This window comes from Methylobacterium sp. WL8, from assembly GCF_008040045.1.
Classification (GTDB): domain Bacteria; phylum Pseudomonadota; class Alphaproteobacteria; order Rhizobiales; family Beijerinckiaceae; genus Methylobacterium; species Methylobacterium cerastii.
Map to the genome: position 1 here is coordinate 15185 of NZ_VRVF01000069.1, position 11995 is coordinate 27179.

Genomic DNA, 11995 nt, shown 5'->3' on the forward strand with positions numbered 1-11995 from the left:
CCTCACCGCCGCTGCGGCTTCGCCTCTGCTTCCTGCAGGCACGACGCGGTGCCTGCAGGCCTCTTCCCGCGTGCGAGGAGAGGGGGCCGCGCGTCGGACCCGCGAAAGACGCATCCCGCTCTGTCCATCGTATCGCACTCACTCAGATCGCGCCGCATGAAGATGAAAAAGCTCGGCCGCACCGGCCTCGACGTGTCCGCCCTCTGCCTCGGCTGCATGACCTACGGCATCCCTGAGCGCGGGCCCCATCCCTGGACGCTGCCGGAGGACGAGAGCCGTCCGCTGATCCACCAGGCGCTCGACCTCGGCATCAACTTCTTCGACACGGCCAACTACTATTCCGACGGCACCAGCGAGGAGATCGTCGGGCGGGCGCTGAAGGATTACGGCGACCGCGACAGCCTCGTCGTCGCGACGAAGTGCTACTTCCCGCTCAAGGACCAGCCGAACGCCGGCGGCCTCTCGCGAAAAGCGATCTTTTCCGCGATCGACGCCAGCCTGAAGCGGCTCGGCATGGACCACGTCGACCTGTTCCAGATCCACCGCTGGGACTACGACACCCCGATCGAGGTGACGCTCGAGGCGCTGCACGACGTGGTGAAGGCCGGCAAGGCGCGGTATCTCGGCGCCTCGTCGATGTACGCGTGGCAGTTCTCGAAGGCGCTCTACACCGCGGACCTCCATGGCTGGACGCGGTTCGCGACCATGCAGAACCACGTCAACCTGCTGCATCGCGAGGAGGAGCGCGAGATGCTGCCGCTCTGCCGCGACCAGGGGATCGCCGTGCTGCCCTGGAGCCCGCTCGCCCGCGGGCGGCTGACCCGCGACCCCGATTCCACCACCGCGCGCCAGGACAGCGACGCCGTCGGCAAGGGCCTCTACGACGCGGCCGCCGCGGCGGACGAGGCGATCATCGCCAAGGTCGCCGAGATCGCGAAGGCCCGCGGCGTGCCGCGCGCGCAGGTGGCCCTCGCCTGGGTCGCGGCCAAGCCCGAGGTCGCCGCCCCGATCGTCGGCGCCTCGAAGGGGGGCCACCTCACCGACGCGGTCGCCGCCCTCGACCTCGTGCTGACGCCGGAGGAGACGCAGGGCCTCGAAGCGCTCTACACCCCGCACCCGATCGTCGGATTCGCCTGATGCGCCGCCTGCTGCTCCTGCGCCACGCCAAGTCCGACCGGCCGCCGGGCGTCTCCGACATCGACCGGCCCCTCGACGCCCGCGGCCGCGAGGCCGCGCCGCGGATGGGCGCCTACCTCGCGAGCGAAGGCCTGAAGCCGGACCTCGCCCTGGTCTCGCCGTCGAAGCGCACGCGGGAAACCTGGGAGGCGGTGGCGACCGCCCTCGACGCGGTGCGCGTGCGCATCGTCGAGACGATCTACGAGGCCCCGCCCGCCGCGCTGCTTGCGGCCGTCCGCGAAAGCCCCGACACGGCCGACACCTTGATCCTCGTGGGCCACAACCCCGGCACCGAGGCGCTCGCCGACATGCTGGTGGCGGAGGGCGCGCGCGCCGCGCAGAAGCGCCTCGCGCAGGGCTTCCCCACGGCGGCGCTGGCGGTGATCGAGTTCGACGTGGCGCATTGGAGCGAGGTCGGCCGCAACGGCCGCCTGGAGCGCTTCGTGCGGCCGAAGGACTTGAGCCCCGACCTGACGGATTAGGGGCGAACACGATCAGCTTGATCGCGAGAATGGCGGCCCGGCCGGAGAATGGACGTCACTCGGGTTTCCGGTGCCCGAGACTCTCGGCGAGGCGCACGAGATATCCGTCGGGGTCTTGGACGAGGAACTCTCGTTGGCCGGCCTCGATCGGACCTGTCCGATACCAGGCCTCCCTCGGCTCATCGAACAGCGGCCAGCGCGCGGTCTCGAGCGCGGCCAGGATCGGGTCCAGCCGGTCGACCATGATCTGGAAGTTCACCCCCCGGCCGTAGGGACGATCCAGGACGCCCGTCGACCAGCGACCGTTCAGCTGACACAGCATGATCTGGGCTCTGCCCCGCGTGAGATAGGCGAAGCGGGCGGCCGGGCGATCGTAGGCGATGGCGAACCCGAGCAGGTCGCACCAGAACCGCAGGCTCGCATCGAGATCGCTGACGGACAGCTCCGGCGTCAGGGCCGAGAAGCCGCCTTCCGGGGGAGCGCCGGAGCCTGAAGCGCGGGCGCGTTCGACGGGGTCGGGAAGCGGCTCCATGCCGTCGATAAGGTCATCGTCCGAGCGAGGCGGTCAAGGCTTGCGCACCGTCGCAAACCCTTGGTCACGTCGTCGAGCCGGTTGCGTTTCGACCCCGGCCGAACGGCTCAGAGGTCGCCGAACGCCAGCTGCCCCTGGTTGCGCCGCGGCGCGGGGGCGGTCTTGGCCTTGACCGGGATGCTCTTGCCCGACGCGCGCTTCACCGTGGGCGCCTTGCGCGCCGTCGGCTCGCCGCGCAGGCGGGCGAGCGCCTTGTCGCGGGCCACCGCCTCGGGGGCGTGCGGATCGCCGTCGAGCCACTTGCCGCGCTTGATCACCTCGTTGACCCGCCCCTGGTTCACGCCGACCTTGAAGGCGATCTCCTGCTGGGTCATCCCGGTGGAGGCGTGCAGGTCGAGGATGGCGTGGGCGAGTTCCGGCGTCATCTTCTGCCCGGTCAGCCGGCGGGCGGGCTTCACCGTGCGGGTGGCGCGGTCGCGCTCGCGCAGGCGCTCCAGCAGCGCGAGCGCCATGTTCATGCCGTGCTCGCGCAGCGACTCCTCGAATTCCTTCAGCGTCGCCATCGGCGAATGATCCTTGCGCGGGCGAGACCGCCCGGAACAGGGGGAGAACGTGCCGCCTCGGCATCGGTTGCGCAAGGCGTTCCGGTTGCGGCATCCCGGGATGACAGGACGCAGGTGCCGTCATCCACCGGAAAACCGCCGCGGCTGGCCCTTCCCGCGGGCGTCGGCTAAACCCGCGGACCCGCGAAGCCGGCCACGCGACAGGACACGCGACCCGCATGATCAGCCCGATCCTCACCGTCCCCGCTGCGGGATCCGCCGCGAACGGCTCGCTCGCCGCGGCACTCGAAGGCGGCGCGGTGCTGATGTTCCCCGATCTCGACTTCCCGTTCAGCGACTTCGAGCGGCGCTTCACCGAGCGCCCGTTCGCCGACGGCAAGGCCAAGAACGTCAACATCCGCGGCGAGGCGGCGAGCCTCCGGGGCGCCGCCGGCACGCCGGAGGAGCAGGAGGCCCTGCGCCGGCTGCTGGTGCGCTATCGCGGTTTCGCCGAAGCGCTGATCGCGCGCCACCTGCCGGAATATGCCGACCGGATCAGCCTCGCCGGCACCTCGTACCGGCCCTTCGACGTGGACCGGCGCAAGATGAGCTGGCGCCGCGACGACACCCGCCTGCACGTCGACGCCTTCCCCTCGAACCCGATCGGCGAGAAGCGCATCCTGCGGGTGTTCCGCAACATCAACCCGAGCGGCCAGCCGCGCCTGTGGCGGGTGGGCGAGGATTTCGGCTCGATGGCCGACAAGTTCCTGCCCAAGCTCCCGGGCTATTCGCCGCTCTCGGCGCGCCTGCTGGCGGCGCTCCGCATCACCAAGGCGCGGCGCTCGGAATACGACCACCTGATGCTGCACCTGCACGACGCCCTGAAGCAGGACGAAGGCTACCAGGCGAACGCCCCCCAGGCCGACGTGGAATTCCAGCCCGGCCAGACCTGGGTGACCTTCTCCGACCTCGTCATGCACGGGGCCATGGGCGGCCGCTACATGCTGGAGCAGACCGCCTACCTGCCGGTCTCCGCCCAGGCCGACCCGGAGACGAGCCCGCAGCGGATCCTCGCGCGCAAGCTCGGCCGCCCGCTCCAATAGGTTTTTTCCGCACAAGGACGTGACACGAATGATCCTCGAAATCGCGCAGGTCGAGATCAAGCCCGGCATGGAGGCCGAGTTCGAGGCCGGCATCAGTCGGGCCGCCGAGATCTTCCGGGTCGCCGCCGGCTGCCGCAGCTTCGACGTGCGGCGCTCGGTCGAGCATCCGCAGCGCTACCGCCTGCTGATCGAGTGGGAGACGCTGGAGGCCCACACCAAGGACTTCACCGGCTCGCAAGCTTGGCAGGATTACCGCGCCATCGTCTCCCCGTGCTTCGCGAGCCCGCCCGCGGTGGAGCACACCGAGCGGGTGCTGAAGGCGTTCTGACGGATCGCTCGACGCGCCCCCTCTCCCGAACGGGAGAGGCGACCCGCGCTTCCTGCGGAGTGATCGGTCCCGAAGCATCGACAGAGCTTGCGCCCACGTCGTCCCGCAACGATGCTCGCGCAAAGCTCGGGCGAGACAAGAAGCACATGATCCAGCGTCCCCTCCGCATCGGCACCCGCGGTAGCCCGATGGCGCTCGCGCAGACCGGCATGGTCCGCGACAAGATCGTGGCGGCCAACCCCGGCCTCGAGACCGAGCTGGTCGTCGTCACCACCGTGGCGGACAAGATCCTGGACCGGCCGCTCTCCGAGATCGGCGGCAAGGGGCTGTTCACCAAGGAATTGGAGCAGGCGCTGTTCTCCGACGAGGTGGATGTCGCCGTCCACTCGATGAAGGACGTCGAGACCTGGCTGCCCGAGGGGCTGGTCATCGCCTGCATCCTGGCGCGCGACGACCCGCGCGACGCCTTCCTGTCGCCGCGGGCCTCCGGGTTCGCGGAACTGCCCGAGGGCGCGCGCGTCGGCACCTCCTCGCTCCGGCGCGCGGCGCAGGTGCTGATGCGCCGGCCGGACCTGCGGATCGTGCCGCTGCGCGGCAACGCCAACACCCGCATGCGCAAGCTCGAGGCCGGCGAGTGCGACGCGACGCTGCTGGCGCTCGCCGGCCTCGAGCGCCTCGGCCTGGAGGGCATGGCGCGCTCGGTGCTCTCGGTCGAGGAGATGCTGCCGGCGGTGGCCCAAGGGGCGCTGGGCATCGAGGCCCGCGAAGGCGACGCCGAGATCCACGCGCTGCTGGCCCCGTTGGCCTGCGCCCGCACCACCACCGCCATCGGCGCCGAGCGGGCGCTGCTGGCCGAGCTCGACGGCTCCTGCCGCACGCCGATCGCGGCGCTGGCGCGGATCGAGGGCGACACGCTCAGCCTCAACGGCCTGCTGTTCCTCCCCGACGGCAGCCGCCATTGGGCCGCCTCCCGCTCGGGCCCGGTCGCCGACGCGGCCCGGATCGGCCGCGAGTGCGGGGCCGAGATCAAGGCGGCGGCGGGCGAGATCTACACGAAGCACCTGCAGTAGGCCGCGGCGCCCCGGACGGATGGAGCGCGGGTCCCCTCTCCCGTTCGGGAGAGGGACAGGGTGAGGGGCGAGGTCTTTCCGGACATGTCGCCCCCCTCACCCCAACCCTCTCCCATTCGGGAGAGGGGGCCGGTCGGCGTGTCCTGATTTCGCCTCACGCCACGCTGCGTTCGATCTGCTCCTCGTCGCAGATCACGCCCGCCGTGCCCTCGTATTCCGCGGCGAAGTCGTGGGCGGCCTGCACCGGGGCCGGGGTGGTGCGGTCGGCCGCGAAGGTGGCGAGGAACGAGCGCATCACGTGGCGCACGCCCGCGTCGTTGATGGTGCGCAGGTCGTCGTTGTAGTAGCGCCCCGCGTTCACGTTGCTGGTGACGATGTCGTAGGCGGGGAAGTACACCGCCCGCGGGTCGCCGGAGGCGCAGGCCTCGCCCGCCGCCACCCGCAGCACCGACTTCGAGTAGCTGTTCGATTCCATCACGTGCCGGTCCATGAAGGTGGCGATCATCGGCACCGGCGAGACCGTGAGGATGATGCGGGCCGAAGCGTTCACGCTCCAGAGCCGTTCGAGGAAGCCCTGCAGGTCGGCGAGCACCTCGGCCGCGCCGGCGTTGACGCATTCGTAGAGCGCCGGATCGTAGGTGCCGCCGGCGACGCCCGGGGCCAGCGGCAGGGCGGCCCCGTCGGCGCGCCAGCGCCAGCCCTCGGTGAGGCCCAGCGTCAGCACGAACACGTCCAGCGTCTCGAACAGGCGGCGCACCTCGGCCAGATGCGCGTCGCGGGCGGCCACCACCGCGGCCTCGTCGGGGAAGCCCGCGGGCTCGACGGTGGGGCGGAACGGGTCGACGTAGCGGCCGTCCTCGCGCAGCCACGCCTTCAATTCGGGCTCGAACCGGCCGTAGGCGCGGTCGAACAGCTGCACGAACTGGCGCGTGTAGTAGAGGTTGCCGTAGCGGGCCGAGAAGGTGCCGAACTGGCGCGCGTCGGCCTCCGCGCGGGCGGTGCCCTCGGGGGCGGGCTCCGTCACGTAGTAGTTGAAGCCCTCCGCTCGAAGAGCCTCGGCGACGCGCTGGGCGAAGCACGATCCGCCGGTGGCGACCTTGTCGCCCTGGCCGATGGAGAAGGGGGCGCGCGGCCGCGGATCGACCGCGAACGGGGCGACGTTGGTCACGACCTTGCGCCAGAAACGCTCGGCCGGTAGACCGCTATAGGGGTTGGCCGTCATCTTTTGGACCCTTCCTCCGACCTCCGGCGCGTCCGCCTCGGCGATGCGTCCCGAGATTCTTAGCCCCACCCGATGCACCCGGCGCGAACGTGGCCCTGTCCGATCTGCCCAGGCGCGCCCGCGGCGCGTTCTCGTTGTCGCCGCCATCCTGGGCGACACCGTGGCGCGCCAAGCCCGCCGCCGACGCGGGCCGCCGCGGACCACGGATCGCGGTGCTCGGCAACTGCCAGGCCCGCGGGGTGGCCCAGGCGATGCGGCTCCTGGCGCCCGACAGCCCCGTCCGCTTCCTGCCGATGGGAACGCTCGGGCGCGACCACGGCCACATCGACGGCCTGGTCTCGACGCTCGCCTCCAGCGACCACGTGTTCTCGCAGCTGTTTCCGGCCGGTCTGCTCCCGGGGGGCGACATCACGGTGCTCCGCCGCCGCGACCCGCGCACCCGGATGTTCCCGACGATCGTGTTCTCGGCCTTCCACCCGGACATGGTCTACGCCGGCCGGGTCGAGGACCTGGCGGCGCTGAAGCTCGCGCGCTCGCCGCTGGGGCAGTACCACTCGGCCATCGCCCTGTGCGCCCACCGCCTCGGCCTCACCGCGGCCCAGACGGAGCGGTTGTTCCGCGAAGACGTCTTCCGCCGGCTCGGCTACCTCGACCAGTGGGAGCCGGCGGTGCGCGAGCTGGTCGGCGGCGGGGCCATGGTCGGCTTCGGGCTGGAGCGCGAGATGAGCCGCTGGGGCCGGCGCGGCGCGTTCATGCACGTGATCAACCACCCGAAGGTCTTCGTGATCGCCGACATCGCCCGGCGCCTGCTCGTCGAGAGCGGCTTCACGCCGGAGCCGGTGGAGATCGAGGACTACCTCGGCGACGAGCTCGCCCGCGACGTGGTCTGGCCGGTCTACCCGCCGATCGCCGAGGTCTACGGGTTGACCGGCTCGTACCTGTTCAAGACCAAGCCCCGCGGCGACGCCTTCCCGGACCTCTACGACCTGCCCGGCTTCCTCGCGGCGAGCTTCGCGCTCTACGACGCGGCCGAGCCCGGCGACCTCGCCTGCGCCCGGGTCGAGGAATGGATCGCCGCGCCGGAGATCGTGGCGATGTTCCGCGCGGCGTGAGCCGGCGGCGCCCGGGGCGAGGCGCCTGGTTCGTCCGTGCGAACGCCCTGCGGTCACACCGCCGCGCGGACCGGCGCGTCGAGGCGGCCCCGCGCCATCATCCGCACCACCTGCTCGACGTCGCGGATCTGGAACGGCTTGCGCAGGTACAGGCTGCCGCCGACGGCCCGCGGGGGCAGGGCGGGGGCCGTCGAGGTGTAGACCACCGGCCGGTCGGGATGCAGCGCGCGGAAGGCCTCGGCCACGCTCCAGCCGTCGATCAGGCCGGGCAGGCGAATGTCGGTGAACAGACAGTCGATCGCGCGGCCGCGCTCGCGCAGGATCGTCAGCGCGGCCTCGCCGCTCGACGCCTCGACCACGCCGATGCCCTGGGTCGCGCAGAGCGAGGCGATGATCTCGAGGAGCAGGTAGCTGTCCTCGACAATGAGCACGTTCTGGGCGGAAGGCATCGCGGTCGATCCGGCGGTCGGTGCGCGAGCTTGGGGGCCAAGGCGGTTAACGCTCGGTGAAGGCGCCCGGGCTCGAGGCCTGCTCGGCCCGTCTCGGCGAGCGACGATGTTGCGCCGCCGCAACGCCGCGCCCGAATTCGGCGCGCCGTGCCGACCGGGCCGCGCGACCGCCGCATTGGGAGCGCCTGACGGGGCCGGCGACGCGCCGGGCGACAGGCTCGGTCCGGCGTGCGCAACGACACATCGGCGGCGGATGGGCCGTGTTGGAAACCTCGCGTCAAGCTTGATGGAACCTTCGCTTAACCCGATCGGCCTAAAGCCCAATCTCGTTTGAACGCGCGGACCTCAACGCGCCCAACTCGCCGCGACCCGCGCCGGGCCGGCGCACCTCAAGTCCGCTCGTGGAGTGACAGACATGCCCCGATCCGCGCGCTTCCGCGCCGCCTCCCTGCGCACCCTTTCCCTGCGCACCCTCTCCCTGGGCCTCGCCCTCTGCGCCGGCCTCGCGGTCTCGGCCTGCAGCAGCGACAAGGACCTCGCCGACGCCTCGGCCTTCGGCGGCGGCGCCTCGACGCCGGGCAGCGCGCAGGACTTCGTCGTGAACATCGGCGACCGGGTGTTCTTCGAGTCCGACTCGACCGACCTGACGCCCACCGCCACCGGCACCCTCGACAAGCAGGCGGCCTGGCTGCAGCGCTACCCGCGCTACAGCTTCCTCATCGAGGGCCATGCCGACGAGCGCGGCACCCGCGAGTACAACTTCTCGCTCGGCGCCCGCCGCGCGCAGGCCGTGAACGACTACCTCGCCTCCCGCGGCATCGGTGCCGGCCGGATGCGCACCGTCTCCTACGGCAAGGAGCGCCCGGTCGCGGTCTGCAACGACATCTCGTGCTGGTCGCAGAACCGCCGCGCCGTGACGGTGCTCGACCGCGGCGCCGGAAGCTGACCGGCAGGCGCGACCTTCGTCACCGGACGACCCCGCATCCCGCCTTCGCCACCCCGCGGCCCCCTCAGGCGGCCGCCCCGGGGTGAGCGGTGGGGGCGGCACCCGCCACGACGCGTCCAGCCGACCCGTCCGGCGCAGGTCAACCTCTCGCGACGTGTCGGCAGAGGTTGCCGAGGATGGCGGCCCAGCCGCTGCGCTGCTGCTCGATGGGAAAACGGGTCTCGGGATCGAACGCGACCTTCACGCCGGTCCGCTCGCCCAACGCGGTGAACGCGACCACCGCATGACGGTCGCCGAACGCGTATTCGATCCGTTCGTTCGGGACGATCCTGGTGTAGGTGCCCGCGAAATCGAAGCCCATGCTGCCGTCCTTTGCCTCCATGCGCGAGGTGAACGTGCCGCCTTCCCGAAGGTCGACGGTCGCCGTCGGACAATGCCAGTCGTCGGACGCGAAATTCCACTGCGTGATCTGGTCCGGCGTCGTGTAGGCGTCCCAGACGACGCCGACCGGTGCGGAGGCCGTCGCTTCTACGATGATCCGTTCCTGGGGCATGTGAACTCCGCATCCGGCCGTTCGCGATTCCGCGGGCCGCACCTCACACCGGGCCGGTCGCGGCGGCAACCTCCGGGGCGGCCGCGCCCAGGGCGACGCGCCGCGGAACGGCGCGAATCTCCGGTGCGCCGCCGCGTGCGGCCGATCCTGGAGGCCCGCATCTCACCGCGCGGCTCGATGAGCCCGAAGCCGACATCGCCTTAACTTTGCCGCGCTGGGCGGCATCTGCTACCGGCCTCGCGCCGACCTTGCGCGCTCCCTGTCACGACCGGTGCCACCATGCTCCGCCGCCTGCTTCTCGCCTCCTGTGCCGCCTTCAGCCTCGCCGCCCCGGCCGCGGCGCAGGACGCCTCCGAATTCGTCGTGCGCCTCAACCGGATCGAGAACCAGTCCCGGCTGATGGCCGGGCAGATCGAGACGCTGCAATACGAGAACCGGCAGCTCAAGGAGCAGCTTCGGAAGTTCCAGGAGGACGTCGAGTTCCGCCTGAACGAGAAGGGCGGCGGCAAGTCCGCGCCCGCGCCGAGCCGGGAGCCGGCCGGCGCCGTCAACGGCGGCAACCCGGGCGCCCCCCGCCCGCAGAAGCGCGGCGACGCCTTCGACCCCGAGCAGAACCCGGGCCGCCCCGGCGCGCCGATGCAGCTCGGCGCCGCCCAGCCCTCCGCTCCGGTCGCCGCGCCCGCCCCGGCCGCGCCGATGGCGCAGACCCGGCGCCTGCCGGAGCCGGCGATCGACGACGGCGAGGATGCCGAGACGCGGGGCGCTCCCGGCTACGACGAGCCCGTCGACCTGTCGCCGCCCGCCCGCGTCGGCACCACCGGCGCGCTGCCGAACCCGGCGCGCGCGCCGGCGAGCGTCGCGGCCACCGGCTCGGGCGACGCGACCAGCGACTACGAGGCGGCCGTCGGGCACATCCGCGAGAAGCGCTACGAGCAGGCGGAGATGTCCTTCCGCCAGTTCATCCAGTCGCACCCGCGCGACGGCCACGTGCCGGCGGCGACCTACTGGCTCGGCGAGAGCTACCTGCAGCGCAACCGCAACCGCGAGGCGGCCGAGCAGTTCCTGAAGGTCTCGACCGACTACGCCCGCTCGCCCCAGGCGCCGGAGGCGATGCTCAAGCTCGGCGTCTCGCTGAACGCCCTGGGCGCCCGAGAGCAGGCCTGCGCGACGCTGGCCGAGCTCGACCGCAAGTTCCCCGCCGCGGGCTCGACCGTGCGCCAGAGCGTGGCGCGCGAGCAGAAGCGCGCACGCTGCGCGGCGTGAGCGGCCCGCGCGACGATCCCGACCCCCGGATTCGTCGCGCCCTCGACACCGCCCTCGCACCTTGGCTGGCCAGCGACGCAATCCTGCTGCTCGCCGTCTCCGGCGGCCCCGATTCCACCGCCCTGATGCGGGCCGCCGCGGGCCGGCGCGACGGGCTCTTCGTCGCCACCGTCGATCACGGCCTGCGCCCCGAATCCGCTGAGGAGGCCCGCGCCGTCGCCGCCGCCGCCGCCGTGCTCGGGCTCCCGCACGCGATCCTGCGTTGGGACGGCGCCCACCCCGGCACCGCCATCCAGGCGACGGCGCGCGCCGCCCGCTACCGCCTGCTCGCCGCGCACGCCGCCTCGGTCGGCGCCGGCTACCTGCTGACCGGCCACACCCGCGACGACCAGGTCGAGACGGTGCTCATGCGCCTGATCGCCGGAAGCGGCCCCGCGGGCCTTGCCGGGATGCGGCGGGAGCGCCCGCTGGCGCCGGGGCTCGTGCTGGCCCGCCCCTTCCTCGACATCCCCAAGGTCGATCTCGTCGCCTGGTGCGAAGCGGAGGGCGTCGGCTTCGTCCGCGACCCCTCGAACGCCGACGACCGCTACGGCCGGGTGCGCCTTCGCCGGTTGCTGCCGCTGCTCGCCGCCGAAGGGTTCACGAGCGAACGATTCGCAAAGGTGGCCGAGCGCGCCGCCCGCGACGACGCGGCGCTGGCCGCGATGGCGGACTCCGCCTTCCGGCAAGCCGTCTTCGCCGCGCCTTCCGTGAAAGGGCGGGGCGATGGCAGAGGAGGGGCGTCCGATCCACTCCCTCATCCTGAGGTGCCGGAGCGGAGCGGAGGCCTCGAAGGAGCCATCGAGAGGCCGCTGCGACCCCTGGAGCCCTCCTTCGAGGCGGCTGACGCCGCACCCCAGGATGAGGTGGTGAGGGGTATCGAACCAGCTGCGATCACCTCCCCCGCAGAGAGGGGAGGGGGTGCTGCGGCGATCGGGCCGCTCCATCTCGACGGCCCCACCCTCGCCGACCTCCCCGAGGCCGTCGCGCTCCGCGTCGTCGACCTCGCCCTCGACCGGGCCGGCGGCGCGCTGCCGCGGCGGCTGGAGCGGTTGGAGCGGCTGGTGCTCGGCGACCTGCTCCCGGCGCTGCGGGCGGGGCGCCCGGTGCGGCGCACCCTGCGCGGCCTCGTGGTCGCCGCCGACGCGGCCGGCCGCGTGACGATCCGGCCGGCGCCA

At 72.3% G+C, this 11995-nt stretch carries 13 protein-coding genes and 1 pseudogene; 9 read left to right on the forward strand and 5 right to left on the reverse strand.

Annotation, left to right across the window (positions count from 1 at the left end; translation table 11 throughout):
- Nucleotides 1-156 precede the first annotated feature (156 nt).
- A complete protein-coding gene (locus FV234_RS20350) occupies nt 157-1137 on the forward strand; it encodes an aldo/keto reductase (protein WP_147764294.1) in 981 nt (326 codons plus the stop codon).
- On the forward strand, nt 1137-1658 hold the full coding sequence (locus FV234_RS20355) for a histidine phosphatase family protein (RefSeq protein WP_147764293.1): 522 nt from the start codon (nt 1137-1139) through the stop codon (nt 1656-1658). The genes FV234_RS20350 and FV234_RS20355 overlap by 1 nt, the downstream gene beginning before the upstream one ends.
- Nucleotides 1659-1713: 55 nt before the next feature.
- Here the strand turns inward: FV234_RS20355 and FV234_RS20360 are convergent, their stop codons facing one another.
- Nucleotides 1714-2190 (reverse strand): VOC family protein, encoded by a 477-nt coding sequence (locus tag FV234_RS20360; protein ID WP_147831290.1) that lies wholly within the window; start codon nt 2188-2190, stop codon nt 1714-1716.
- Between the two features lie 107 nt (nt 2191-2297).
- A complete protein-coding gene (locus tag FV234_RS20365) occupies nt 2298-2753 on the reverse strand; it encodes an RNA polymerase subunit sigma-70 (protein ID WP_147753519.1) in 456 nt (151 codons plus the stop codon).
- Between the two features lie 218 nt (nt 2754-2971).
- On the opposite strand from FV234_RS20365, the gene FV234_RS20370 reads away from it, so the two are divergent.
- The 3 genes from FV234_RS20370 (at nt 2972) to hemC (ending at nt 5233) form a co-directional block, all read left to right on the forward strand.
- Nucleotides 2972-3835, forward strand: coding sequence for a Kdo hydroxylase family protein (locus tag FV234_RS20370; RefSeq protein ID WP_147764291.1), 864 nt, complete (start codon nt 2972-2974; stop codon nt 3833-3835).
- Nucleotides 3836-3863: 28 nt separating this feature from the next.
- Nucleotides 3864-4163 carry an antibiotic biosynthesis monooxygenase family protein gene (locus FV234_RS20375; RefSeq protein WP_147753517.1) on the forward strand — a complete coding sequence of 100 codons (300 nt, stop codon included), beginning with the start codon at nt 3864-3866 and terminating at the stop codon, nt 4161-4163.
- Between the two features lie 146 nt (nt 4164-4309).
- Nucleotides 4310-5233, forward strand: a complete 924-nt coding sequence (gene hemC, locus FV234_RS20380; RefSeq protein WP_147764290.1) for a hydroxymethylbilane synthase — start codon at nt 4310-4312, stop codon at nt 5231-5233.
- A gap of 154 nt (nt 5234-5387) precedes the next feature.
- Here the strand turns inward: hemC and FV234_RS20385 are convergent, their stop codons facing one another.
- A complete protein-coding gene (locus tag FV234_RS20385) occupies nt 5388-6455 on the reverse strand; it encodes a GSCFA domain-containing protein (RefSeq protein WP_147753515.1) in 1068 nt (355 codons plus the stop codon).
- 89 nt (nt 6456-6544) lie between these two features.
- On the opposite strand from FV234_RS20385, the gene FV234_RS20390 reads away from it, so the two are divergent.
- Complete coding sequence (locus tag FV234_RS20390; protein WP_147831292.1) at nt 6545-7567, forward strand: WcbI family polysaccharide biosynthesis putative acetyltransferase; 1023 nt, start codon at nt 6545-6547, stop codon at nt 7565-7567.
- Between the two features lie 53 nt (nt 7568-7620).
- Here FV234_RS20390 and FV234_RS20395 read toward each other — a convergent pair whose 3' ends face one another.
- The gene (locus FV234_RS20395) at nt 7621-8016 is read right to left on the reverse strand and encodes a response regulator (RefSeq protein WP_147753513.1); all 396 of its coding nucleotides are present in this window, start codon (nt 8014-8016) and stop codon (nt 7621-7623) included.
- A gap of 415 nt (nt 8017-8431) precedes the next feature.
- Between FV234_RS20395 and pal the strand changes: the two genes are divergently transcribed.
- On the forward strand, nt 8432-8962 hold the full coding sequence (pal, locus tag FV234_RS20400) for a peptidoglycan-associated lipoprotein Pal (RefSeq protein ID WP_147764288.1): 531 nt from the start codon (nt 8432-8434) through the stop codon (nt 8960-8962).
- A 139-nt stretch (nt 8963-9101) separates the two neighbouring features.
- Here pal and FV234_RS20405 read toward each other — a convergent pair whose 3' ends face one another.
- A complete protein-coding gene (locus FV234_RS20405) occupies nt 9102-9515 on the reverse strand; it encodes an SRPBCC domain-containing protein (RefSeq protein ID WP_147764287.1) in 414 nt (137 codons plus the stop codon).
- Between the two features lie 279 nt (nt 9516-9794).
- Between FV234_RS20405 and ybgF the strand changes: the two genes are divergently transcribed.
- Both ybgF and tilS read left to right on the forward strand, forming a co-directional pair.
- Nucleotides 9795-10778, forward strand: coding sequence for a tol-pal system protein YbgF (gene ybgF, locus FV234_RS20410; RefSeq protein WP_147764286.1), 984 nt, complete (start codon nt 9795-9797; stop codon nt 10776-10778).
- Between the two features lie 29 nt (nt 10779-10807).
- Nucleotides 10808-11539: pseudogene (gene tilS / locus FV234_RS27080) on the forward strand (tRNA lysidine(34) synthetase TilS); the annotation flags it as partial.
- Nucleotides 11540-11995: the final 456 nt, after the last annotated feature.